Genomic DNA, 22,271 nt, shown 5'->3' on the forward strand with positions numbered 1-22,271 from the left:
GTTGGCTTTTAACCAATTGGTCATAGGTTCGAATCCTATACGACCCACCAGTTTTGCCCTTTATGGGTCGTTAGCTCAGTTGGTAGAGCAGTTGACTCTTAATCAATTGGTCATAGGTTCGAGCCCTATACGACCCACCACTTTTCCTCCTGCTGAGGGAAGGTTCCCGGATTCTGTAATATCCTATCCTTATATTTTTTAGTGACGACTCTTGATTGAGTCTTTTCTGCGTTCTGTCTGTTTTTTCAGTCGTCGCCTGTTGTTGCCTGTCTGCGGGTGGAACCAGGCCGCCTGGCGTGGGTCAGACATTGTCAAATTAGCGAGTGATAGGGTTAAGGGGATGGCCTTGCGAAAGGAAAATTTTGTGCGTGTTTTGGGGGTGCTGCTGCTCACCTGGCTGCTGCAGGGGTGTGGCCAGTGGGTTAAAGAGGGGAGTGCGGCGCAGATAAGTGGTGAAGTGACCTATCGTGAGCGCATCGCATTGCCGCCGGGCAGCAGGACTCGGGTCTGGCTGGAAGATGTGAGCAGGGCCGATGCGCTATCGGTGCTGCTGGCCGAGCAAACCATTGAGTCCGCCACCAATGTGCCTATTCCCTTTCGGCTGAGCTATGACCCTGCAATCATTGAGCCCCGACACCGCTACGCGCTGCGGGCGGAAATCCGTGCCGCGGACGGGAGCTTGCTCTGGGTCACCACTGGCTTTCACGGCATTCTGGGCAGCAATCAACCCAGCCGAGGGCTGACTCTGGTGTTGCGGTCGGCGCCGCGAGAGGCGGTCGAGCAACCGCCTGCTGAGGCTATCGTCGAGGCGGCGCGAACCTATGTCTACGAATGTGGCGAGCTTGATGCAGTCATGCATACCGAGCCTGGCAAGCTGACCCTGCTGGTTCAGGGCTCGGAAAGCGTGCTTGAACAGGTACCCAGTGCCTCTGGCGTACGTTATGAGGGCGAGGGGCGGCTGTTCTGGACCCAGGGCGAAACGGCGTTGCTGGAAATCGATGGCCAGCGCTATGCCAAGTGCCATAGCAATGCGGCCAAGGTGCCCTGGGCGGATGCGGCCTACCGCGGTATCGACTTTCGGGGGCTGGGCAATGAGCCTGGCTGGTTGCTTGAAGTGGACGAGGGCAAGGATATTCGCCTGGTGACCGACTACGGCGAGCGCAGTCTTTACCTGCCGGCGCCAGCGCCGCGCTTTGAGGGCGGCGTCGTGCGTTATTCGATCCAGACAAAGGCACATGAGGTGCAGCTGGATATTGAGCCCAAGGGCTGCCAGGACAGCATGAGCGGTGCGGCCTTCGAGGCCCGGGTGCGAGTGCAGCTCGATGGGCAGGAATATTTCGGCTGTGGCCGCTATCTGTCAACTGCGCGTTAGCAGGCGATTCTGGCCCGGGGCAGCCTCAGAGATTGGTGTCGTAGGCCTGGTATTCCACTTTAATGACTTCGTACCAGACTTCACTGCCGTCCGGTTTTTGCAGTGAGACTTCGTCGCCGACAGATTTTTTCAGCAGCAGGCGTGCCAGCGGCGAGTCGACGCTGATGTAGCCCTGGGCGCCATCAATCTCGTCGGCACCGACAATACGATAGCGGCGGGACTGGTCGTCTTCATCGGCCAGGGTTACCCAGGCGCCGAAGAAAATGCAGTTCTGGTCCTCAGGAATGCGATCAACCACCGTCATGTCATCCAGGCGCTTGGAGAGGTAGCGCACGCGGCGGTCAATTTCGCGCAGCTGCTTCTTGCCGTAGATATATTCGGCGTTCTCGGAGCGATCACCCTGGGCGGCGGCTTCGCGCACCGACTCGGTAACGGCCGGTCGCTTGACGCGCCACAGGTATTTCAGTTCTTCGTTGAGCTTCTGATAGCCTTCGGCGGTGATGTACGAGGCGCTGCGGGGCTGGGCTGGGCGCCATCGGCTCATGCGGGCGTTCCTGGTATTTTCAAGACAGATCCTCAGGTGCAAGGTGGCGGATGAGCCCCGAATTGTAGCCTGATGCGGGTCGAAAAGAGACTGCCTCGAGTGGCGTTGCCATGGCAAGAGGCTCGGGCGACCCAGGGCCCGACCGCGGGTGCCTGGCCGCCGGAGGTGCGTTTGCGTTGCTACTGGCGGCTGGCGGTGGAAACGTAATGTGCCACAGCCTTGATCTGTTCCGCCGACAGGGTCTCTTCAAACGCAGGCATGATGCCAACGCCCCCGCTCACCGCATTGGTGACCTGCTCGACGGTGGGTTTCAGATCATCCAGCTTGGGGCCGATTTCGCCACTGGAGCCGGCGTCATTCAGGGTATGGCAAAGGCTGCAGGATGGCTGCGCCAGCTGCTGAAAGACTGCCTTGCCCTGGTCGAACAGATCACCCGCCAGGATGGGGCCGGACATCAGGCTGGCGCAGGTGGCCAGGGTCAATATCATGCGCATGCTTAAGTTACTCGTGTTGCTGTCTGGAATAGCCGCAGTGTTTCAAGTGTCCGCTGCGGCTGCAGGTTTTTAACTGACGGTCACGCTTACGCCATGATCGCCCCAGCTGGCGTTGCCGTAGCCGCGTTCGTTCTCGGTCCGCTCCTGCGGCTGGGCGTTACCCTCGGCATCGGTAGCTCGGCTGACAATGCGGTATTCACCCGGCGCCAGGTCGATGGCAAGTACGAAGGGGCGCCATGCAAAGCGGCCCATATCCGGCCCAAGCAGGCGAGCCTCAAGCCAGTTGCTGCCGCCATCAATGGAGACTTCGACCTTGTCGAGCGGGTTATTGCCACCAAAGGCGACACCGTGGATCATGTTGCGTCCGCTGGTGGCCTTTTCCAGCGGCGTAGTTACCCAGGATTTAACCGGCATTTCCCACATGGACGGCTGGTCCGGCGCGCCTTTAACGCCAATGTCACGGATACGGTATCCGGATGCCTGAATCTTGGCGTCGGTCTGGGTCTCGGTAAAGGCGACCTGCTTGACGTATTTGACGTTATTGACGCCGTAGTAACCCGGCACGACCAGACGCAGCGGGCCGCCATGAGTCAGGGGCAGGGCTTCGTCGTTGAGTTCCCAGGCCAGAATGGCCTGATCAAGTGCACGGGTCGGAATGGAGCGCTCAACCATGATGGTTTTGGGATCAAGGCCCGCTGGCAGCGTTTCGCCGCCGGTACCGGTGATGTATTCCATGCCCTCCTTGACGCCGCCGAGTTTCGCTACGACATCACGCAGCGGCACGCCGGTCCAGACTACGCAGCCGGCCGCGCCCACGCCCCACTGGGTGCCGCTCGGGCCATGGGTGAAAAACTGCCGGCCATTGCCGGAGCATTGCAGTACTGCAGTCACCGATTCGATACCAATCTTTTTCAGGTCGCCCAGCGTGAGGGTGGCCGGGCTGTTCACGCCCTCTATACGCAGTTCCCAGGCATCAGGGTCGGCCACAATCTCGTTGCCAGGGGCAGGCAGGTTGTTACGTACATAAAGATGATTGCTGGGCGTTACCACGCCGCTGGCAATAGCGTCGCGGCGGGTTTCCAGAGTGTTTGCGCTGTGCACAATTACGGCGTTTTTGTCTTTCCAGCTGGCGTAATCCGGCAGGGTGGGCTTGGGCTCTTCTGCGGCGAGGGACAGCGGGGCAAGGCCCATCAGGCCGACTGACGCTATGGCGCCGGTGCTGCCGACCAGCAGGTTGCGACGGCTCAGGCTGACAGCCGCTGCAGCGCTGCTGGCGTTTTTCTTGGATATCGACATGGCTTATTCCTTTGTTGTTGGTCTCGCTGTCAAAACGGATATCACGGATGTCCGCATCAAGCGTCTGAATTGAGAAGCCGGTTCACAGTTGTAGTTGTAGTTGTAGTCGCAGTCACTTGCAGCTTAGCTGGAGGATAAACCCGCGGCGCTGGGGCAGGGCGCCATCATATTGGTGAACTGGTCAAAGTCGTGCCAGGGGCGCGTCAGGGACTGAAATAGCTGTTTTTGGCGGGCGTGATCCGTAGCAGCTTTTATCCTGGGGCGTCATCAAGCCCTGACTTATTCCCGCTGAAAGTTAATTTTTGTATTTCGGAATAGAGTCTCACTTTATAGGGTGGTGCGCTGTCGACTGGAAGGTCCACTTGGCAATTGTGATTGGAGCCACTGTGACTTGCCGCTAAAGCATTCGGTGCTCTGGCCGATACAGGATTTACCAGCAGCCGTTTGATACCCCATGTATACAGACCCGATTCAGAACCGTATCGAAACCTACACCTGCGGCCTTGCGCCGGCGGTGCAGGCGGGCAATGGCGCCGCGTTCTCGTTGCTGCTGAGCCTGATTTCGGTCAATCAACTGCAGTACCGCGCGTTACCGGCCCAGCCGTTGGTCGAGGCATCTTTGCCGGCGCAGCCAGGTTTCCCCGACCCCAATGCCCTGTATACGCCTGAACTAACCGGGCAGTTGAACCAGGCGGTCACAGAGCGTCAGACCGGCGACTTTGCGATGCTGCGCAGTTATCTGGACACCGCTGCCCGCACACCGGGCCAGGTACGCCAGGCGCAGGATCAGTTTGAGCAGGTGGCGCTGCTGTCCAGTGGCCGCCTGATGCTTGATCAGATCGCCGGATCCCGCGTGCAGTTATCCGCCTGAGTCCCGTCCGGCGCATGTTGAATTTGCTTCTGTGCTGATCCCGTTTAGACTGCCCGTCAGGCTGCTAGCGTATAGTCTGAATCAAGGGAGTGAGGCACGCATGAGTACAAAGTCACAGGGACGGGCGCTGGTATTGGGGTTGGGCGCTGTCCTGCTATGGTCGACGGTGGCCACCGCGTTCAAGCTGGCGCTGGCGCATCTCACGCCTTTGCAGCTGCTGGCGGTTGCCTCGATGGTGTCGACCCTGGTGCTGGTCGTCGCGGTCAGCATTCAGCGGCGCTGGGGCGAGCTGGCACTTGCCTGGCGGAACAACCGCTGGCGTTATCTGGGCCTGGGATTCCTGAATCCGTTCTTCTATTACCTGGTGTTGTTCAAGGCGTATGACCTATTGCCGGCGCAGCAGGCACAGCCGCTTAACTATACCTGGGCGCTGACCCTGTCCCTGCTGGCGGTGCCACTGCTGGGGCAGCGTCTGCATGGGCGCGACTTTCTGGCCATGCTGCTGGGCTATGTCGGGGTACTGGTGATCGCCACCCGTGGTGATATTCTGTCGCTGCAGTTCGACAGTCCGCTGGGGGTGTCACTGGCGCTGGGCAGCACCGTGCTCTGGGCGCTGTACTGGATCTATAACGCACGCAGTGACGATGCGCCTGTGGTGGGCTTGTTGCTGTGCTTTCTTACCGGGTTGCCCTGGGTGCTTGTCACCGCCTGGTTTAGCGATGGTGTGCCGGCAGGCTGGAGCGGCGTGGGGGCGGCAGTCTATGTGGGCCTGTTTGAAATGGGCATTACCTTTATGCTCTGGCTCTCGGCGCTAAAAACCGCGACCCATGCCGGTCGCATCGGCAATCTGATCTTCCTGTCGCCGTTTCTGTCACTGATATTCATCGCCCAGGTGCTGGGCGAGTCGATTCATCCATCGGTCTACCCAGGGTTGGGACTGATTATCGGCGGTGTGATCTTGCAGCAGTTCCGGCGTCGTTGAGGTGTCGTATTCGCTGCAGTTGTCGAAATATAGAAACAAGATCGCGTTTGTTTAGTTGAATAGTTGCTCATTAGGGTTACAGTAGGATGTGCAATAAAGCCTGTTGGCACAACATAGTTGTTCTGCTGACCCGCGCTTGGCGCGGACTTCGCAGGCGATTTCAGTTGCAGCAGGTGTGACTCGCGGCTCGAATGGGCCACTGTGCGGCCTTTGCCGCTGATTTGAGACACTGGTTCAAGCCCGGAAAAGCTGTTTCACTGGGCCGCAGTGAAAAGGAGAAACATAACAATGAAATTGAATATGTTGAGCCTCAACGGTGTTGCACTGGCAGCGGCCCTGCTGGTTATGCCGCCGGTGCTGGATTCGGTGACTGGGCTGAGCAGCGGCTCAAGCGTGTTCGCCAAAAATGGTGAAGGTGGCGGCAACGGCGGTGGTAATGGCGGTGGTAATGGCGGCGGCAAAGGCAACAGTGGCAGTAACAGCAGCAGTTCTGACAGCAGCGATGGCGGCCAGGGTCACGGCAAGAGCCAGGCTTCATCCCGCTCGGACAAGTCCGACAAATTCGACAAGTCTGATAAAAGCGCAAAGAGCGAGCACAAGTCTCTGGGTAACAACCATGGCGCTATCGCCAGCGCCCTGGGTAGCCTGAATGCGGCCCATGCATCGCTCAATGCGCGCCTGAATGCCAATCCCAACTCCCGTGTTGGCCTGATCGCCCAGTATGAGCAGGCGGTACTGGCGGGACGTGAGCTGAGTACACAAATTGCGGATCTTGATATCCAGCTGGCTGATTTGCGGGCTGACCTGGCTGAGCTGGAATTCACTGATACGGCGGCTCTGGAAGCCGATATCATGACGTTGACAGAAGAGATCGGACTGCTGGATCCCGTCGCTGATGAGCAGGAAATAGCCGATAAAACGCTAACACTGAGCGGGCTGACTGCCGAGCTGGGTGAGATTAATGAAGCGAATGCTGAGCTTGAGACTGAGGCTATAGCGCTTGAAGGTGAAATCGCGACACTGGAAGCTGAGAAATTGTTTGCTGAAGACGAGCTTGACGCGGCGGCGGTGACAGAAGCTGAGTCACTGGCTGCGGCGGCCAACAAGTACGATAGTGCGGACGATGTCCCTGATGAGGTAGTCGCCGAGCTGCAATCCCTGCTGGGTATCGGGCTGTAACAAAAAGTCGTGGTATAGCCCTGGTTTGGTTATGCAGCAGTAAATTGCAGTCGTGAAAACAGCGCCCTTGGGCGCTGTTTTTTGTTGTGGCGCATTTATTGTCGGTCAGCCCTGTTGTCCGGAACCACTGCTCAGTTGGCAAGGGCGCGCAGGCGCAGCATGTCGGCATTGTTGGGTGCACCGCCTGTGGGCAGGGAGTGAGCATTGCGAAATGCATCCAGCGCCCTGCTGCTGGAGGGTCCCCAGAGGCCATCGGCAGGGCCCGGGTTATATCCCTGTTGTTTCAGCTGCAGCTGGGTGTAGGTTGCACCGGCCAGGCCCAGCGGGCGTTTTTGGGCGGAGGTCGCACGGGCGCTGGCGTTCTGGCGTTGGGCCGGGCTGCTGTCCCGGTACAGCCTGGCGCTGACGGTTTGTATCAGCGGGTTGCTGTCATTGCGCCCGGCCTGGTCGGCCCAGTACCAGGCAAGACCCGCATCCGTCGGCACGCCAATGCCGGCGCGGTAGCAGACGGCCAGTTCCAGCATGGCCTGGGAATGTCCTTCTGCCGCGGCGAGCCCCAGCAGCAGGGCACCCCAGGCTCTGTCCTGGTCGACCCCCTTGCCATTGAGGTAGAGTTTGGCCAGCTGGAAGGTTGCCGGCGTGTGGCCGGCACGGTTGGCAATCTCGAGCCAGCGGGCCGCGCTGGCATCATCCGCTGTCACGCCTCTGCCGGTCAGGTAGCCCATGCCTGCCATGTAGGCGGCATCGGCTGAACCCAGGCGTGCAGCCTGCTTGAAGGCCTGCATGCCACGGGCGTAATCCTGACTGACGCCGACGCCCTGGGTGTAGTTCAGTCCTTCGCGGTACTGTTGCTCGGCCCGCACAGGGTCTGCCGGCAGGGTGCCGACAGGCAGGGGCAGGGCGGCACAGCCCGCCAGTGTCAGCAGGGCGGCACAGAGCAGGGATCGAGCGGCGGGTGCTATTCGGTACGCCATTGAATTTTCTCGGGTTGACCGGTGGTTATTTCCCACCATTCATCGGGATCCTGGCCATTGCTCCAGCCGGCGGCGATGCAGCGAATCTCGGTTGCAAGCGCGGCGAAAGCATCCAGCGCGCAATCCAGATCCTTGGCCCAGGGAGTGCGGTCGGACTTGAACCAGACGCTGGTCCAGGCCTTGCCGACCACCTTCTGGTGGATCATGACTTCTACGACAACCGTATCCATGGTGCAGCTGTACTCATAGATCAGGCCTTGGTTGAAGCGTTTTTCGAGGTCGGAGCTGTGGGATTTAATCCACTCTTCCAATTGCTCGAGGGAGCAGTTCTTGACGTAGATCTCGATATCGGGGTGGCGTGGATCAGTCATGGTTTCGATCGTCGTTGAGGAATCGGTAAAGGCGCAGCAGGCTCAGGCTGATATAGCCAACGGCTGCCAGTATGCTGCCCGCAACACTGAGGATCAACCCGAGCAGCGCCAGCAGTTCCTGTTGCCAGGATGCGGCAAGCAGGAATTCGGCCAGTACGATCAGGCCAATGCCGGGGGCGAAAAGGCCGAACCCGAGCAGTAAAAGTAGCAGGTTTTGTTGCGGCCTGTCGGCGCGGCGCAATAGCCAGCGTTTAATGGCTGAGGCTGTCACAGGCGCTTGAGTACGGCGAGATTGACATCCAGCGTCAGCTCCAGCTGTGCCAGTGCTGCCAGATCAGCCCGCGCCTGTGCCGCCAGTCGCTGGCTGTGGGGCGTCATGCCGAGCAGTGTCTGGATGCTGTCGCTGTCGCTCAGTGTGAAGCGATACTGCACCGCCTGTTGCTGCTCCAGGCTGAAATACTCGCTCAGCTGGCTCAGCGGGTCGTAGCCCGAGGGGCGGATGTCGGCATAGATATGCCGGCGCAGTTCAATCAGGTGCTGCTCGCCGGGCCAGGCCAGCAACAGCAGGCCGCCGGGCTTGAGGACCCTGGCCATGGGGGCGGGCATCAGGCGGCTGAACAGCAGCGTGATGGCGTCCAGTGAGGCCGGCGGCAGCGGCATGTCGGCACCGGACGCCACCAGCCAGCGTGCCGTGCGGCTGCGCTGGCAGGCGGTGCGTACAGCGTGCTTGGAGATGTCCAGCCCGGTCAGGGCGATATCGATCCCGGCGCACTGCAGTGCCTGTTCCATGCGGGCGCTGTAGTAGCCTTCGCCACAGCCCAGGTCCAGCAGCTCAACAGCTGCGCTCTGTCCGGCAAGCGCCTGGCTCAGCAAACCGTTGATCTGATCGGACAGCGGCGCATAGTGGCCCTGATCCAGAAAGGCGCGTCTGGCCTGCACCATGGCGGCATTGTCGCCCGGGTCCAGCGAGCGCTTGCGCTGCACCAGCAGCAGGTTCCAGTAGCCCTGGCGGGCCTGGTCGTAGCTGTGGCCATTGCTGCAGCGCAGCTGATGCGGCTGTTCATCGAGCGGTTCGCGGCACAGCGGGCAGGCGAGTTGCATCATTGGGCCAGCAGTCGTGCCAGGATGTTTTCGTACAGATCCGACAGCGTATCCAGATCCTTGGCGCTGACACGTTCGTTCAGCTTGTGGATGGTGGCGTTGCAGGGGCCGAGTTCCACCACCTGAGCCCCGGTGGGGGCAATAAAGCGGCCATCGGAGGTGCCGCCGGAGGTCGACAGCTCTGTTTCCAGCCCGGTGATGGCCTGAATCGCCTGCTGGCAGGCTTCCACCAGATCGCCTGCGGCGGTCAGGAAGGGGTTGCCGGACAGAATCCAGTCGATATCCCACTCAAGCTGGTGCTTGTCGAGGATATCCCGCACCCGTGCCTTGAGCTCGTCGCTGGTGACTTCGGTTGAAAAGCGGAAATTGAAGGCCACGTCCATATGCCCCGGAACCACGTTGGTGGCACCTGTGCCGGCGTTGATGTTGGAAATCTGAAAGCTGGTGGGCGGGAAAAATTCATTGCCCTGATCCCAGATTTCAGCCGCCAGCTCCGCCAGCGCAGGGGCTGCCAGGTGGATCGGGTTTTTCACCAGGTGCGGGTAGGCCACGTGGCCCTGCACGCCCTGGACTTTCAGGCTGCCGCTGAGGGAGCCGCGGCGACCATTTTTGATAACATCGCCGACCTTGCTGGTGCTGGAGGGTTCGCCAACGATGCACCAGGTGATCTTTTCATTGCGGGCTTCCAGGTGGTCGATAACCCGGGTGGTGCCGTTAATGAAGGGGCCTTCTTCGTCGCTGGTGATCAGCAGGGCGAGGGAGCCCTTGTGATCCGGGTGGTTGTGGACAAAGCGCTCCAGCGCGGTGACGAAGGCGGCCAGGCTGCCTTTCATGTCCGCCGCACCGCGGCCGCACAGCATGCCTTCGCTGATCTGCGGTTCAAACGGCGGGAACTGCCACTGTTCCACCGGGCCTGTGGGCACCACATCGGTATGGCCGGCAAAGCAGAGTACGGGGCCCGTGTCGCCACGGCGCGCCCAGAAATTCAGAGTGTCTTCAAAATGCAGACGCTCGATTTTGAACCCTATGGCTTCAAGACGGGCAATCATCAGTTCCTGACAGCCCGCGTCCTCGGGGGTCACGGAGGCGCGGCTGATGAGGTCGCTGGCGAGCTGGAGGGTCGGTGACAATTGGGTCATGGCAGTCTGGGTCCGGAATCGAAGGGGGATAGCATCAGGTCTGACGACAGAAACACAGCACCGGTGGGCAGAGCCTGACCACTGGTGCTGTGCTGCAGGGCGGGCCTTAGTTGTGCTTGTGCAGCTCGGCGTTCAGTTCGATGGCGCTCTTGTTGGTCTTGGCCTCGATGCGGCCGGTGAGCGAGTTGCGGCGGAACAGCATGTCCGGCTTGCCGGCCAGTTCCGATGCCTTGAGCACGGCAACTTCGTTGTTCTGGTCGTCCAGCAGGGCGACTTTGGAGCTGCCGGTCAGGTACAGGCCCGCTTCGATGGTGCAGCGGTCTCCCAGGGGCAGCCCGAGGCCGGCATTGGCGCCCAGCAGGCAGTTTTCGCCCACGGAAATAACCACGTTGTTGCCGCCGGACAGCGTACCCATGGTGGAGCAGCCGCCACCCAGATCCGAACCATTGCCGACCACAACGCCGGCCGAGATGCGGCCTTCAACCATGGAGACACCCAGGGTGCCGGCGTTGAAGTTGATGAAGCCTTCGTGCATGACGGTGGTGCCTTCGCCCACGTGGGCACCCAGACGAATACGCGCGGCGTCGCCCACTCGGATACCGGCCGGTACCACGTAGTTGGTCATCTTGGGGAATTTGTCCACGGAGTGCACATCCAGCACGCGACCCTGGGCGCGGGCGGCCAGCTGGCGCTTGGGCAGCTCGTCCAGGGCGATGGCGCCTTCAGTGGTCCAGGCGACGTTGGGCAGCTTGCCGAACATGCCGGCCAGGTTCAGACCGTGGGGCTTGACCAGACGGTGTGACAGCAGGCTCAGCTTGAGATAAACCTCGGCAGTGGTGGCGGGCTCTGCGTCGGTTTCCAGAATGCAGAGTACCAGCGGCTGGCGCGTGCCTTCGAGAACCTCGACAATTTCGGCCTGGTCTTCGGCATCGACTGACAGGAAGGCCGCTTCCAGGGCCTTGAGCTGCGACTGTTCGATTTCCAGCGTCTGGTTGCCGCCGCTATAGCCTACGGAGCTGCCAATGGCGCTGATCAGCTCGGCCGAGGCATTGAGCAGCGGGGCGTTGTAGTACACCTCCAGCCATTCACCGCTGGCGGATTTGGTGCCAATACCCAGGCCGAATGCAAAATTTGTCATGCTGTTACTCCGTAATCGTTTGAAAAATCGTAGGGGGTGCGGGCTCAGCCCTGCAGCCAGGTCGCGTAGTCGGCGGCCTTGAAACCCAGGTGTCGTGCCGGGCCTGTGTCGAGCAGCGGCCGCTTGATCATGGCCGGCTGCTGCAGCATCAGGGCGATGGCACTGGCGGCATCAATGTTGTCCTTGACCGCCTCCGGCTGGGCGCGCCAGGTAGTGCCACGCTTGTTCAGCAGCGCTTCCCAGCCCAGCTCTTGCGCCCAGCTTTCCAGCTGGGCGCGCTCCAGACCGTCGCTGCGATAATCGTGAAAGCGGTAGTCGATGCCGTTGCTTTCAAGCCAGTTGCGGGCTTTCTTGATGGTGTCGCAGTTTTTGATTCCGTACAGGCAGATCATGCGGGCTCCGGTTTCTTCAGGCGTTCAGGCTTTCGACGTAGGCGCGGATACGCAACGCGGCTTCAACACATTCCTCAACCGTGGCGACCAGTGCCATGCGCACGAAGCCCGCGCCCGGCAGGCGGCCATCGGCTTCACGGGACAGGTAGCGCCCCGGCAGCACGGTGACATTCTGCTGCTCGAACAGGCCCTGGGCGAAACGGTCGTCCTCGATGGGCGTGGGCGCCCAGAGGTAGAAGCCGGCATCCGGCATGCGCACATCCATCACAGGGGCGAGAATCTCGATGACCTTGCTGAACTTTTCGCGATACTTGTCGCGGTTTTCCAGCACATGGGCTTCGTCCTTCCAGGCGGCGATGGAGGCCAGCTGATGCTGCACCGGCATGGAACTGCCGTGGTAGGTGCGGTAGCTGAGGAAGGGCATCATCAGGGCGGCATCGCCGGCAATGAAGCCCGAGCGCAGTCCCGGCAGGTTGGAGCGCTTGGACAGGCTGTGGAAAACCACGCAGTTGCGGTAGTCGTCCCGGCCAAGCTCCGCGCAGACCTGCAGCAGACCTACCGGTGGCTCGGCTTCGTCGAAATAGATCTCCGAATAGCATTCGTCCGAGGCGATGATGAAGTCGTACTTGTCCGACAGGGCGATCAGCCTGGCCAGCACCTCACGACCGATCACGGTGCCTGTGGGGTTGCCCGGCGAGCACAGGAACAGCAGCTGGCAGCGCTGCCAGACGTCGGCCGACACGGCATCGAAGTCCGGAATGAAGTTGCGCTCGGCATCGCAGTTCAGAAACAGCGGCTCGGCGCCGGCCAGATAGGCTGCACCTTCGTAGATCTGGTAGAAGGGGTTGGGCGACAGCACCAGGGCATCGGCCTTGCGCTCTACAGCCGCCTGGGTAAAGGCGAAGATGGCTTCGCGGGTACCGTTCACCGGGATCACATTGCGCTCGGCGCTCAGGCTGCCGGCGGCCAGCCCGAAGCGGTGGCTGCACCAGTCGGCAATGGTCTGGCGCAGTTCCGGCAGCCCGGCGGTGGTCGGGTAATTTGCCAGGTAGCCGATGTTGTCGGTCAGCGCCTTGGCGACGAAGGCCGGCGACGGGTGCTTGGGTTCGCCGATGGACAGGGCGATATGGGCCTTGTCTGCGGGCGGTGTGACCTGCGCCTTCAGGGTGGCCAGCTTTTCGAACGGGTAGGGCTGAAGCTTGTCGAGATCCCGATTCATGGCAAATAATGTCCCTGCTGCTGTTACGGCTTTGGAATGGGCCGGGCAATGGATTAAAAAATGGTACGGGATTATAGCGAATCTGGCCCCGGCGATTAAGCCCTGTAACGACACAAGTGGATTTCATGATCAGGGCGGCGCCAATAGCGCCCGGCCCCGCACTGAATTCAGCCCTGAATGCCACCCTGGGTCAGGCGTGCGGGCTCCAGTAGCTGTGCCAGTTCGGCGTGACTCATGCCGGTGACTTCAGCCGCCACATCAACGACGGGGCGTCCCTGGGCATAGGCCTGCTTGGCGATGGCGGCGGCCTTCTGGTAGCCGATGATGGGGTTCAGGGCCGTTACCAGGATAGGGTTGCGCGCCAGCGCTGCACTGATGTTGCTCTCGTTGACCCTGAAGGTCGCAATCGCCTTGTCGGCCAGCTGGCGGGCAGCGCTGGCCAGCAGTGTCTCGCTTTGCAGCAGGTTGTGGGCAATGAGTGGCAGCATGACGTTGAGCTCGAAGTTGCCGTGTTGCCCCCCTACGGTGATGGCGGCATCATTGCCGATGACCTGGGCTGCAACCATCATCACGGCCTCCGGAATCACCGGGTTGACCTTGCCTGGCATGATCGAGGAGCCCGGCTGCAATGCCTGCAGTTCAATCTCGCCCAGACCCGCCAGCGGGCCTGAGTTCATCCAGCGCAGATCATTGGCGATTTTCAGCAGCGCACAGGCCAGTGCCTTGAGCTGGCCAGACACTTCCACCGCCGTGTCCTGGCAGGCAAGGGCGCAGAAGAGGTTGTCGGCCGGTTGCAGCGTGAGCCCGGACAGTGCGCTGATATTTTTTGCAAAACGGGCGCTGAATTCCGGGTGCACATTGATGCCGGTGCCTACGGCCGAGCCGCCCTGGGCGAGCTGATGCAGGCGCGAACGGCTGCCCTCCAGTCTGCGAATTGCCAGCTGTATCTGCCCCGACCAGCCCGACATAGACTGCGACAGCTGCACCGGCATGGCGTCCATCAGATGGGTGCGCCCGGTCTTGATCAGGCCTTTCAGGCTGTGCGCCTTGCTGTCGATACTGACTTGCAGGTGGTGCAGTGCCGGCAGTAGGGACTCATCCAGCACCAGGGCTGCGCTCAGATGAATGGCGGTGGGAATGACGTCATTGGAGCTTTGCCCCATGTTGACATGATCGTTGGGGTCCACGGGCTGTCCGCAGTAGCCGCTTGCAAGGTGGGCGATAACCTCATTGGCGTTCATGTTGGAGCTGGTGCCCGAGCCGGTCTGGAATACATCCACCGGGAACTGCTGCAGGTGCTTGCCGGCGGCAATTTCCATGGCGGCCTGGCGTATGGCGGAGCCGGTTTCGGCGTTCAGCAGCCCCAGCTCGACGTTGCACTGGGCAGCGGCGGCCTTGATCAGGCCCAGGGCGCGAATAAAGGGCACGGGCAGGGTCAGGCCGCTGATCGGAAAGTTATCCACAGCGCGCTGGGTCTGGGCGCCATAGAGGGCGTCGGCCGGCACCTGCAGTGTGCCCATGCTGTCTTGCTCAGAACGGAACTGGCTCATGGAAGTTCTCCTTGCTGATGTGCCGGGTGCGAATGATGCCGGGCGGGCCGGTCATGCCCGCGGCAGGTGCTGCTGCTATACCTAACTATAGTGCGAGCTATGGTTCGCGTTATAGTTCGCGGATCACGAGTTCGCGGGGATGAAAGCACAGCGCGGGCCGCTGCCTGCCGTTTCCCGGCGCAGGATTGAAGACCACAGAGGATAGCACCATGAATGTTGATATGCGGCTGCACCCCAGGGTGAAGGTAGACCTGCCGGCAGAACTGGAACCTTTTCGCGGCGACTGTCTGGATGTGCGGGTGATTCACCTGAGCCTCAGCGGGGTGCTGGTCGAAGGTAATGCCGAACTGGAGGCCCTGCTGGGCGCGCGTCTGGGGTTAGCATCCGGTGCGCCGCTGGAGCTGAACCTGCATTTCGGGCTCGAGCAGGAGTCCGTGCACTGTCATTGCCGGATTATCCACAGTCGGCGACTGGCACAGGACTGTTTTCAGGTCGGCATGAAAATTCTCAGTATCCCAAACGCCAGTCAGGGCCTGCTGAGTCACTATATCGAGGCGCACATGAACTGAGATGTTGCTGTCATTGGGATCATGCTAACGTACCCGGGGATGAATCGTGAGCATGGGGGCCCTGTACGCACAGGCCCTGGTCGGCAAGGGAGAAACAGGCAATGCGGACAGGATCAATCAAGGCGCTGAGCGGCACAGGTTTTCATCGGCTGGTGTATCACGAGTGGGGCAGTGCCGAAAACGACCGCGTGGTGGTCTGTGTTCATGGTCTGGCACGCAACAGCCGTGATTTTGACGACCTGGCACAGGCGCTGGCGCGGGACTATCGCGTGGTGTGCCCCGATATCGCCGGACGGGGCCAGAGCGACTGGCTGAGTCCGCCGGCGGCCTATCAGATTCCGCAGTACATGAATGACATGGTCACCCTGCTGGCACGGCTGGATGTCGACAAGGTCGACTGGGTCGGCACCTCCATGGGTGGCCTGATCGGCATCTGTCTGGCGGCACTGCCCAACAGCCCCATTCGCTCGCTGCTGCTGAATGACATAGGCCCCTTTGTACCCAGGGCGGCACTGCAGCGCATCGCCGCCTATCTGGAAGATCGCAGTTTTGACAGCATCGAAGCCTGTGAGGCCTGGCTGCGCCAGACCTATGCGGCGCTGGGCCATCTCAGTGCCAGCCAGTGGCGTCGTCTGGCGCAGACCAGCACCCGCGTGCTGGCGGACGGCTCCCTGGCACTGCACTATGACCCTGCCATCGCCGAGAACCTGCGTCTGAGCAGCGACGAGGATGTGGATCTGTGGGCGCTGTGGCAGCAGATCACCTGTCCGCAGATGCTGATCTGGGGCGAGGAATCGGATGTACTGCTGGCCGATACGGTGGTGCGCATGGAGGCGGCGAACCCCGCCATGCAGCTGCTCAGCCTGCCGGGCATTGGCCATGCTCCGTCGCTGATGGATGCTCAGCAGATTGACGCCGTGGTGGCCTGGCTGCGTAGCCATCAGCACCTGTGAAAGGATGTGCCCCGGATCAAGCAGTTGCCCTGTCACCCTGTTGAAAGCGGAGTCTGAATGAGTGTGCTCACCCGCTGGCCCGAGGATCAGCTGTGCCTGAGTGCGGCGCAGCGACAGCATGCGGTCCAGGCATTGCAGCGTGCCTTTGCTTCCACCCTGGCATCGCTCAAGGTGGATATCGGCCTGGTGGAGATGTTTGAGGCCATCTATGTGCCGCTGGCCGCCTGGGTGCTGTGTCATCACCGTCGCCAGGGGGCGCCGCTGGTGGTCGGGCTCAACGGTGCCCAGGGCGCAGGCAAGTCCACCCTCTCTACGTTACTGGAAATCACCTTGAGCGAAGGGTTTGGCCTGCGGGTGGCGGGTTTTTCCATCGACGATCTGTACAAGACAAGGGCTGAGCGCGAGCACCTGGGTGCCGAGGTTCATCCCCTGCTGCAAACCCGCGGTGTGCCCGGCAGCCATGACGTGCAGCTGGGCATTGAGTTGCTGCAGGCGCTCAAGCGCGGGGAGCATAATGCCGCAACCCGCATACCAGTGTTCGACAAATCCACTGATGACCGTTGTCCGGTATCCATCTGGCGAGAATGGTCAGGCGGTGCCGATGTGGTGCTGTTGGAGGGCTGGTGCGTCGGCGCCCGGGCCCAGAGCGACGGAGCTCTGCAGGCACCGATCAATGCGCTGGAGCGGCTGGAAGATCCGCAGGGAGCCTGGCGCGGCTACGTCAATGAGCAACTCAAGGGGCCCTACGCCGAGCTCTTTGCGCTGGTGGACGTACTGCTGATGCTCAAGGTACCGAGCATGGAGGCGGTGTACGAATGGCGCTCGCTACAGGAGAAAAAGCTGGCCGAACGCATGCAGTTTCTGTTTGAGGCCGGTGAGTCGCAGGGGCGTCTGCGGATTATGGGCGACGCCGAAATTCAGCGCTTTATCCAGCATTACGAGCGCCTGACAAGGGCCATGCTGGATGAGATGCCGACACGCGCCGATGTCACGCTGCACCTGAACGACAACCACAAAATCTGCGATATCAGCATTAACCGCCCGCTGGCCGACTGCGGCGACTGACTCCGGCGGCCTAGCAGCATCAGGGCGGCCAAGTGTCAGATCGGCAACAGTACTGTTGAAGCGGCGCCCTGCAGCACCTTGTTGATGGTGCGATTCTGGGTATCGGCGACGATGCGCGCCATCATGTCCTGCAATGCAATCAGCTTGCCAAAGGTACGGGCGAAGCTCAGGTTGCCGATCCCCACCTCGCTCAAACCGTTGCTGTACAGAAAGAGCTCGCCATTGGCCTGGCGGGCGTTATTCAGCTGCCAGGCGATTTTTTCGAGGTTGCGGGCGCTGTTGTAGAGCTTCTGCTGGTCGATTTCATCGAGCAGAAAAAACTCGTCCTGGCCGTTATAGGCGCTGTGGATCATGCCGCTGATGCCCACCATCAGGGCCAGCACGCGGTCGCCCTCGAAGGCGGGGTCAAAGGCCAGCGGCACGGCATGGATACCGTAGTGGTTATTCAGTTCGCGAAAGTGGGTCTTGCGGGGGAATTCGAACAGCTGGTACATGCGCTGGGCAATCGTGGTGCCGGGGGGCGCCTTGGCGAGCTCTCGTGGATTGCGCCGGTAGAGTTTGAGCATCAGCTCGCGGCTGAGCCGATTAACCTCGGCGATATGGGCATCGGTGACCATGTCGATGTCCGACTTGGCCAGATTGCGCATCTGGAACGGGCGCTCCTGCTTTTGCGTGGCACAGGCGCTGAGTACCAGTGCCAGCAGCAGCGTCAGTAGAATGGGCGGCGATCGCTTCATGGTGTCATTATCCGTTTTCCAGCTCGAGTTTGGACAGGTCCCCGGAGGCCGGCAAAAGCGGCTGTGCCGGCCTGGCTGCGGACGTCTCCGGTGCCGCCGTGCGGGGCGGCGCTGCCCCGTTTTTCCTGCTCGCCTTGGCGGCGTCGGGCTTTTGCTCCAGTAGCCTGTAACGGCTGCCGTCTGCGGCCCGCTCGCCCTCTGGCGGAGACTGGAAGGCGATACCGCCGCCCACCAGACTTTCCAGCGAGTCACCGTCGATCTTGAATCCTCCGGTGAAGCTGAATTCGGCGCTGAAGCCGCTGATATTCCAGAACTGGCTGCCCTGGCGCACCAGGTGGGCATGTTCGGCCTTGATATGGGCGAAGATATCCACCGACTGGCCATCGCCGGTCAGCCTGAAACCGGTGACTTCCCCTACCGGTACCTGGCGGTAAAACACCCGGCTGCCTTTTTCCAGGGTGCCGAGCTGGGCTGCATTGAGCACCAGGTTGAGGCCGTAGCCGCGGGCGTCTTCCGGTGCGCTGGCGGAGGCGACAAAATACAGGCTGGGGTCTGCATCGGCGCGGCCGGCACTGACTTCAACATGGCTGCCATAGAGGATATCCGCCGGGTTGCTGATGGCGGATAGCCGCACTTCGGGCTGTTCAATCCAGAATCGGCTGCCCTTGCGGGCCAGAAAGTGTCCTTCGCCGAACAGCACGGCGGTGGCGTCTATGGTGCCCTGGGCGTCGTACAGCCGGACCTGCTCGATGCGCCCCACATTGAGGCCACGGTAGCGGATGTTGGCACCGGCTTGCAGCTGGCGGTCGGGCGGGAACAGGATGCGTATCTCCAGCCCCTGCTCGGCACTGCGCGCCTGGTCGGGATAAAGCTGAAAGCGCTGTCCGGCATCGATGGCGCCGCCACCCGGGGGGGTGTCAAAGGCAATGCCACCGGTGACCAGGCTGGCGAGGGAGTCGGTTTTTACCCTCAGGCCCTGCTGCAGGTTAAAGTCCGCCGACACGCCGCTGGCGTTCCAGAAGCGCGAGGCGGTGGTAATCAGGTCGCGGTACGGCTTGTCGATCAGCAGTTCGATTTCAACAGTGTCGGCCGCGGGTAAAAGCCGGTAGTGGCTGACGCGCCCGACATTCAGCTGCCGATACAGCACGGGGGAGCCCACGGCGATGGAGCCCAGGCTTGCGGCCTCCAGCTTCAGCCTCAGCTTGTCGGCCCGCTCGGCGTAGAGCAGCTTGCCCTGGCCGGATGCCGCATCGAAATCGCTGTAAAGCGTGAAGCGCTGACTGTCCTTGGCGGCGCGGGCGTCACGCACATCCGGCGTAAAGAAGCTGATACCCCCATTTACCAGGGTGTGCAGCGACTCGGTTTGTACTTTCACGCCCTCCAGACCTGCGGCAAAGCGAATGCCGCTGCTGTTCCAGAAGCGGCTGTGGGTCGCCACCAGATCGCGGTACTGCTCGCGGATCACGCCGTGGATCAGCACCTGTCGGCCCTTGTCGATCAGCTCATAGCCCACCACTTCCCCCACCGGCAGCTGGCGGAACAGGATGGGTGAGCCGCGGGAAATGGAGCCCAGCTGGTCGGTGGTCAACTCCACCGCAAGGCCTCCCTGCACCGTTGCCCGCAGGGGGGCTGAATCCAGTGCGGTAAAGCTGAATTGCTCGTTGCCTGTCCCCGGCTCCAGATTGATATAGCTGCCTTTCACCAGTTTGCGCCAGTCGCCCAGGCTGTCCAGTGTCAGCTCGGGCCGTTCGAGCCAGAAGCGCGTGCCGCTGCGCAGCAGGTTGCGGGCGCGGGGGTCGATCAGCAATTGCACCTGCAGCTGGCTGAAATCGTCGCTCAGTTGCAGGCTGCGGATGCGGCCGATGCGGATGCCCTGGCTCATCACCTCGGTATTTTCGCTGATGGCCGTGGTGCCGGGAAACAGCAGCTCCACCTCGATGCCATTTTCCGCCGCCTCAAAGTCGGCATAGAGCTTGAACTGGTCGCCGTTGCTGGCTTGGGGGGATTCGTAGTCTGCGTTGCTAAAGTGAATGCCGCCGGCAATGATAGCCGCCAGCGAGCCGATGCGAATATCCACCTTGGGCAGATCCGCCTTCACCTGAATGCCGCTGGCGTTCCAGAAGCGTGAGTTCTTCTTCACCAGGTAGGTGTAGCGCGGCTCGATATAAATATCGAGCTGGACGTCATCGGCCTCGCCGGAAAGCCGGTAGTCCACCACCTCGCCGACATTGATGTGGCGGTAGTAGACGCGCGAACCACGGTTGATCGATTCGGCGCTGTCGGCGAACAGCGTGATATAGAGGCCATCATCGTTCTTGTCCGGCGGGGGCAGGTCGTTGCGGGCGCGGAAGACGCGCGCCGGCACGCCATCCCCTGGCTTGATGCCGATGTAGTAGCCCGACAGCAGGGTTTCGAGGCCGCGTACACCGGACAGCGACACCTGGGGCTTGACCAGCCAGAACTCGGTGCCCTCGCGCAGCAGCCGCTCAGCCTCGGGTGCGACCTCGATAATGGCGGTGACGGTCTTGAGGTCTTCGTTCAGACGCAGGGATTTCAGGGTGCCGCCGGGCAGACCCTTGTACAGCAGCTTGGTCTTGTTGATTTCGAGCCCTTCGGCCGAGTCGAACACGACCTCGATCTGGATACCGGCTTCGCGGTAGCTCTTGTAAACCAGCCAGCCGGCGATCAGCGCCGCCAGCAATGGCAGTATCCACACGGCCGAGGGGCCGCGGTGGCGGCGAACAACGGCGGGCGTGGGAGGTGTAGCGTCGGTCATTGTACCGCCTCGATAGGGGGCTCAGGGTTGCGTCTGCTTTGTATCATGATCGCGGCGGCTCGCAAACGTCGGTTGTGGGCGGGCTTTGGTCGCTGGCTGAAGTTTCCAGGTGGCGATCCCAGATCAGTCTTGTATCAAATTTCTGTGCCGCCACCATGGTGCAGATGACCACAGTCGCAAAAGCCGTGGCGCCGTGGTTGCCGATGATATGGGTCAGGTTGCCCAGCTGTACCAGCGCCACCAGGATACCGACGACAAAGATGTCCAGCATGGACCAGCGTCCGACCCACTCGACGAAGCGGAACATGAGCATTTTCTGGCGCAGGTTGGTGGTCCAGCCGAGCTGCACGCTGAGCAGCAGAATGAACATGCCGATCAGTTTGCCGACGGGAATAATCACGCTGGCGATCAGTACCACCAGGGCGATCCAGAACAGGCCGTGCTGGGTTAGCTCGATCACACCCTCGATAATGGTGCTTGGGTCGCCGCGGCCCAGGGTGCGGATGGTCATGATCGGCAGCAGATTGGCTGGCAGCAGCAGAAACAGGGCCGACACCAGCAGCGCCCAGGTCCAGCTCAGGGAGTTGGGGGTGCGGGCATGCAGTTTGGCATGGCAGCGCGGGCAGGGCGTGCCCTCCAGTGCCGGCGGACACAGCAGGCTGCAGTCGTGACAACAGATGGGGGCGGCAGCGGTTGGATCATGCTGGCCGAAATCAGGTTGCGGGTGGGACTGGCGTTCGCCAATCAGGTGCCAGAACAGATCCCTGTTAAGCTGGGTGGAGCTTAGCAGGGTCACCAGAATCAGCGCCACCAGGCTGTAGAGGCCAAGACCCGGTTCAATGGCAGCAACATCAACCAGCTTCACCACAGACACCGCAACGCCGAGCAGGTAGACCTCCAGCATGCCCCATTCGTCCAGGTGCTGGTAGCTGCGCAGCGCCAGCGCCGTACCGCGCCAGAACCTGCGTCCGTGCAGCGATGCGCTGATATAGAGCAGCAGCAGTAACTTGACCAGCGGCACCAGAATGGCAAACAGCAGGATCAGCAGCGCCACCAGCCAGAGGCCATCGTTGTACAGTGACATGGCGCTGGAAAACACCGTCTGGCTCTGGCGAATGCCAAGGGCTTCCAGCGTCAGCAGCGGGTACAGGTTGGCCGGCACGAACAGAATCAGCCCGGCGATAGCCAGGGCCAGGGTGCGCTCTATGCTGTTGACGCTGCGGACAATCAGGGTGGAGCCGCAGCGCGGGCACTGCGCCACGCTTCCGGGGGGCACTCTGGGTCGGCTCAGCAGCAGATCGCAATCGTGACAGGCGATCATGTTTTCCATCGTATGGGTCTGTGTCTCCGTTAGCTCGACGTGCGCTGTAGCGCATCAGAGGCGTGGTAGCGCCAAAGGTTCCAGTATGCCAGATTCCCTTCAGCTGCCCAGCGCCCGTTCTGCACAGGATGGCACTAAATTGTAGCTGCTGTAATCTTTGCGTTAGCGCAACCTATCAGCTACGGCCAGGCCTGAGCCCTTGTGCCTTGGGCCTGATCCGTTATAGTG

The 22,271-nt window shown here is 61.3% G+C and carries 22 protein-coding genes and 1 tRNA gene; 9 read left to right on the top strand and 14 right to left on the bottom strand.

Annotated elements, in window-relative coordinates:
• Positions 1-64: 64 nt before the first annotated feature.
• Both MRS74_RS21795 and MRS74_RS21800 read left to right on the top strand, forming a co-directional pair.
• A tRNA-Lys gene (locus MRS74_RS21795) sits at positions 65-140 on the top strand.
• Between the two features lie 206 nt (positions 141-346).
• Positions 347-1,372, top strand: a complete 1,026-nt coding sequence (locus MRS74_RS21800; RefSeq protein ID WP_254582397.1) for a YbaY family lipoprotein — start codon at positions 347-349, stop codon at positions 1,370-1,372.
• 25 nt (positions 1,373-1,397) lie between these two features.
• Here the strand turns inward: MRS74_RS21800 and greB are convergent, their stop codons facing one another.
• The 3 genes from greB to sorT form a co-directional block, all read right to left on the bottom strand.
• Positions 1,398-1,916, bottom strand: coding sequence for a transcription elongation factor GreB (greB, locus tag MRS74_RS21805; protein WP_254582398.1), 519 nt, complete (start codon positions 1,914-1,916; stop codon positions 1,398-1,400).
• A 179-nt stretch (positions 1,917-2,095) separates the two neighbouring features.
• The gene (gene sorU, locus MRS74_RS21810; protein WP_254582399.1) at positions 2,096-2,410 is read right to left on the bottom strand and encodes a SorU family sulfite dehydrogenase c-type cytochrome subunit; all 315 of its coding nucleotides are present in this window, start codon (positions 2,408-2,410) and stop codon (positions 2,096-2,098) included.
• A gap of 69 nt (positions 2,411-2,479) precedes the next feature.
• Positions 2,480-3,706, bottom strand: coding sequence for a SorT family sulfite dehydrogenase catalytic subunit (gene sorT / locus MRS74_RS21815; RefSeq protein ID WP_254582400.1), 1,227 nt, complete (start codon positions 3,704-3,706; stop codon positions 2,480-2,482).
• A gap of 454 nt (positions 3,707-4,160) precedes the next feature.
• On the opposite strand from sorT, the gene MRS74_RS21820 reads away from it, so the two are divergent.
• The 3 genes from MRS74_RS21820 (at position 4,161) to MRS74_RS21830 (ending at position 6,738) form a co-directional block, all read left to right on the top strand.
• Positions 4,161-4,577, top strand: a complete 417-nt coding sequence (locus MRS74_RS21820) for a hypothetical protein (protein WP_254582401.1) — start codon at positions 4,161-4,163, stop codon at positions 4,575-4,577.
• Positions 4,578-4,677: 100 nt separating this feature from the next.
• The gene (locus MRS74_RS21825) at positions 4,678-5,559 is read left to right on the top strand and encodes a DMT family transporter (protein WP_254582402.1); all 882 of its coding nucleotides are present in this window, start codon (positions 4,678-4,680) and stop codon (positions 5,557-5,559) included.
• A gap of 288 nt (positions 5,560-5,847) precedes the next feature.
• Positions 5,848-6,738: a hypothetical protein gene (locus MRS74_RS21830; protein ID WP_254582403.1), complete on the top strand. Its 891-nt coding sequence runs from the start codon at positions 5,848-5,850 to the stop codon at positions 6,736-6,738.
• Positions 6,739-6,869: 131 nt separating this feature from the next.
• Here MRS74_RS21830 and MRS74_RS21835 read toward each other — a convergent pair whose 3' ends face one another.
• Together MRS74_RS21835 and MRS74_RS21840 are read right to left on the bottom strand one after the other, a co-directional pair.
• Positions 6,870-7,712 carry a tetratricopeptide repeat protein gene (locus MRS74_RS21835; RefSeq protein WP_254582404.1) on the bottom strand — a complete coding sequence of 281 codons (843 nt, stop codon included), beginning with the start codon at positions 7,710-7,712 and terminating at the stop codon, positions 6,870-6,872.
• Positions 7,697-8,083, bottom strand: a complete 387-nt coding sequence (locus MRS74_RS21840; RefSeq protein ID WP_254582405.1) for a hypothetical protein — start codon at positions 8,081-8,083, stop codon at positions 7,697-7,699. Before MRS74_RS21840 ends, MRS74_RS21835 begins: the two co-directional genes overlap by 16 nt.
• On the opposite strand from MRS74_RS21840, the gene MRS74_RS21845 reads away from it, so the two are divergent.
• Positions 8,082-8,285, top strand: a complete 204-nt coding sequence (locus tag MRS74_RS21845) for a hypothetical protein (RefSeq protein ID WP_254582406.1) — start codon at positions 8,082-8,084, stop codon at positions 8,283-8,285. The genes MRS74_RS21840 and MRS74_RS21845 overlap by 2 nt on opposite strands.
• A 65-nt stretch (positions 8,286-8,350) precedes the next feature.
• Here the strand turns inward: MRS74_RS21845 and MRS74_RS21850 are convergent, their stop codons facing one another.
• From MRS74_RS21850 to MRS74_RS21875, 6 genes are all read right to left on the bottom strand, one after another.
• Positions 8,351-9,187, bottom strand: a complete 837-nt coding sequence (locus tag MRS74_RS21850) for a putative RNA methyltransferase (protein ID WP_254582407.1) — start codon at positions 9,185-9,187, stop codon at positions 8,351-8,353.
• Positions 9,184-10,323 carry a succinyl-diaminopimelate desuccinylase gene (dapE, locus tag MRS74_RS21855; protein ID WP_254582408.1) on the bottom strand — a complete coding sequence of 380 codons (1,140 nt, stop codon included), beginning with the start codon at positions 10,321-10,323 and terminating at the stop codon, positions 9,184-9,186. Before dapE ends, MRS74_RS21850 begins: the two co-directional genes overlap by 4 nt.
• A 106-nt stretch (positions 10,324-10,429) precedes the next feature.
• Positions 10,430-11,461, bottom strand: a complete 1,032-nt coding sequence (dapD, locus tag MRS74_RS21860) for a 2,3,4,5-tetrahydropyridine-2,6-dicarboxylate N-succinyltransferase (RefSeq protein WP_254582409.1) — start codon at positions 11,459-11,461, stop codon at positions 10,430-10,432.
• A 44-nt stretch (positions 11,462-11,505) separates the two neighbouring features.
• A complete protein-coding gene (locus tag MRS74_RS21865) occupies positions 11,506-11,853 on the bottom strand; it encodes an ArsC family reductase (RefSeq protein ID WP_254582410.1) in 348 nt (115 codons plus the stop codon).
• A 16-nt stretch (positions 11,854-11,869) separates the two neighbouring features.
• Positions 11,870-13,072: a succinyldiaminopimelate transaminase gene (dapC, locus tag MRS74_RS21870; RefSeq protein WP_254582411.1), complete on the bottom strand. Its 1,203-nt coding sequence runs from the start codon at positions 13,070-13,072 to the stop codon at positions 11,870-11,872.
• A 167-nt stretch (positions 13,073-13,239) separates the two neighbouring features.
• A complete protein-coding gene (locus tag MRS74_RS21875) occupies positions 13,240-14,622 on the bottom strand; it encodes a class II fumarate hydratase (RefSeq protein WP_254582412.1) in 1,383 nt (460 codons plus the stop codon).
• Positions 14,623-14,831: 209 nt separating this feature from the next.
• On the opposite strand from MRS74_RS21875, the gene MRS74_RS21880 reads away from it, so the two are divergent.
• From MRS74_RS21880 to MRS74_RS21890, 3 genes are all read left to right on the top strand, one after another.
• Complete coding sequence (locus MRS74_RS21880) at positions 14,832-15,191, top strand: PilZ domain-containing protein (protein WP_254582413.1); 360 nt, start codon at positions 14,832-14,834, stop codon at positions 15,189-15,191.
• A 101-nt stretch (positions 15,192-15,292) separates the two neighbouring features.
• Positions 15,293-16,144 carry an alpha/beta fold hydrolase gene (locus tag MRS74_RS21885; protein ID WP_254582414.1) on the top strand — a complete coding sequence of 284 codons (852 nt, stop codon included), beginning with the start codon at positions 15,293-15,295 and terminating at the stop codon, positions 16,142-16,144.
• A 57-nt stretch (positions 16,145-16,201) separates the two neighbouring features.
• Positions 16,202-17,209, top strand: a complete 1,008-nt coding sequence (locus MRS74_RS21890; RefSeq protein ID WP_254582415.1) for a hypothetical protein — start codon at positions 16,202-16,204, stop codon at positions 17,207-17,209.
• A 35-nt stretch (positions 17,210-17,244) separates the two neighbouring features.
• Here MRS74_RS21890 and MRS74_RS21895 read toward each other — a convergent pair whose 3' ends face one another.
• Genes MRS74_RS21895 through MRS74_RS21905 form a run of 3 tightly spaced genes read right to left on the bottom strand, consistent with a single transcriptional unit; the run spans position 17,245 to position 22,052 of the window.
• Complete coding sequence (locus MRS74_RS21895; RefSeq protein ID WP_254582416.1) at positions 17,245-17,946, bottom strand: hypothetical protein; 702 nt, start codon at positions 17,944-17,946, stop codon at positions 17,245-17,247.
• 7 nt (positions 17,947-17,953) lie between these two features.
• Complete coding sequence (locus MRS74_RS21900; RefSeq protein ID WP_254582417.1) at positions 17,954-20,722, bottom strand: MlaD family protein; 2,769 nt, start codon at positions 20,720-20,722, stop codon at positions 17,954-17,956.
• 43 nt (positions 20,723-20,765) lie between these two features.
• Complete coding sequence (locus MRS74_RS21905; RefSeq protein ID WP_254582418.1) at positions 20,766-22,052, bottom strand: paraquat-inducible protein A; 1,287 nt, start codon at positions 22,050-22,052, stop codon at positions 20,766-20,768.
• Between the last annotated feature and the right edge of the window lie 219 nt (positions 22,053-22,271).

Source organism: Marinobacterium sedimentorum (assembly GCF_024267675.1).
Classification (GTDB): domain Bacteria; phylum Pseudomonadota; class Gammaproteobacteria; order Pseudomonadales; family Balneatricaceae; genus Marinobacterium_A; species Marinobacterium_A sedimentorum.

Excerpts from the sequence above, each read along its gene's own strand:
- greB (WP_254582398.1), bottom strand. The coding sequence starts at position 1,916 with ATGAGCCGATGGCGCCCAGCCCAGCCCCGCAGCGCCTCGTACATCACC.
- sorU (WP_254582399.1), bottom strand. The coding sequence starts at position 2,410 with ATGCGCATGATATTGACCCTGGCCACCTGCGCCAGCCTGATGTCCGGC.
- sorT (WP_254582400.1), bottom strand. The coding sequence starts at position 3,706 with ATGTCGATATCCAAGAAAAACGCCAGCAGCGCTGCAGCGGCTGTCAGC.
- MRS74_RS21820 (WP_254582401.1), top strand. The coding sequence starts at position 4,161 with ATGTATACAGACCCGATTCAGAACCGTATCGAAACCTACACCTGCGGC.
- MRS74_RS21825 (WP_254582402.1), top strand. The coding sequence starts at position 4,678 with ATGAGTACAAAGTCACAGGGACGGGCGCTGGTATTGGGGTTGGGCGCT.
- MRS74_RS21830 (WP_254582403.1), top strand. The coding sequence starts at position 5,848 with ATGAAATTGAATATGTTGAGCCTCAACGGTGTTGCACTGGCAGCGGCC.
- MRS74_RS21835 (WP_254582404.1), bottom strand. The coding sequence starts at position 7,712 with ATGGCGTACCGAATAGCACCCGCCGCTCGATCCCTGCTCTGTGCCGCC.
- MRS74_RS21845 (WP_254582406.1), top strand. The coding sequence starts at position 8,082 with ATGGTTTCGATCGTCGTTGAGGAATCGGTAAAGGCGCAGCAGGCTCAG.
- MRS74_RS21840 (WP_254582405.1), bottom strand. The coding sequence starts at position 8,083 with ATGACTGATCCACGCCACCCCGATATCGAGATCTACGTCAAGAACTGC.
- MRS74_RS21850 (WP_254582407.1), bottom strand. The coding sequence starts at position 9,187 with ATGATGCAACTCGCCTGCCCGCTGTGCCGCGAACCGCTCGATGAACAG.
- dapE (WP_254582408.1), bottom strand. The coding sequence starts at position 10,323 with ATGACCCAATTGTCACCGACCCTCCAGCTCGCCAGCGACCTCATCAGC.
- dapD (WP_254582409.1), bottom strand. The coding sequence starts at position 11,461 with ATGACAAATTTTGCATTCGGCCTGGGTATTGGCACCAAATCCGCCAGC.
- MRS74_RS21865 (WP_254582410.1), bottom strand. The coding sequence starts at position 11,853 with ATGATCTGCCTGTACGGAATCAAAAACTGCGACACCATCAAGAAAGCC.
- dapC (WP_254582411.1), bottom strand. The coding sequence starts at position 13,072 with ATGAATCGGGATCTCGACAAGCTTCAGCCCTACCCGTTCGAAAAGCTG.
- MRS74_RS21875 (WP_254582412.1), bottom strand. The coding sequence starts at position 14,622 with ATGAGCCAGTTCCGTTCTGAGCAAGACAGCATGGGCACACTGCAGGTG.
- MRS74_RS21880 (WP_254582413.1), top strand. The coding sequence starts at position 14,832 with ATGAATGTTGATATGCGGCTGCACCCCAGGGTGAAGGTAGACCTGCCG.
- MRS74_RS21885 (WP_254582414.1), top strand. The coding sequence starts at position 15,293 with ATGCGGACAGGATCAATCAAGGCGCTGAGCGGCACAGGTTTTCATCGG.
- MRS74_RS21890 (WP_254582415.1), top strand. The coding sequence starts at position 16,202 with ATGAGTGTGCTCACCCGCTGGCCCGAGGATCAGCTGTGCCTGAGTGCG.
- MRS74_RS21895 (WP_254582416.1), bottom strand. The coding sequence starts at position 17,946 with ATGAAGCGATCGCCGCCCATTCTACTGACGCTGCTGCTGGCACTGGTA.
- MRS74_RS21900 (WP_254582417.1), bottom strand. The coding sequence starts at position 20,722 with ATGACCGACGCTACACCTCCCACGCCCGCCGTTGTTCGCCGCCACCGC.
- MRS74_RS21905 (WP_254582418.1), bottom strand. The coding sequence starts at position 22,052 with ATGGAAAACATGATCGCCTGTCACGATTGCGATCTGCTGCTGAGCCGA.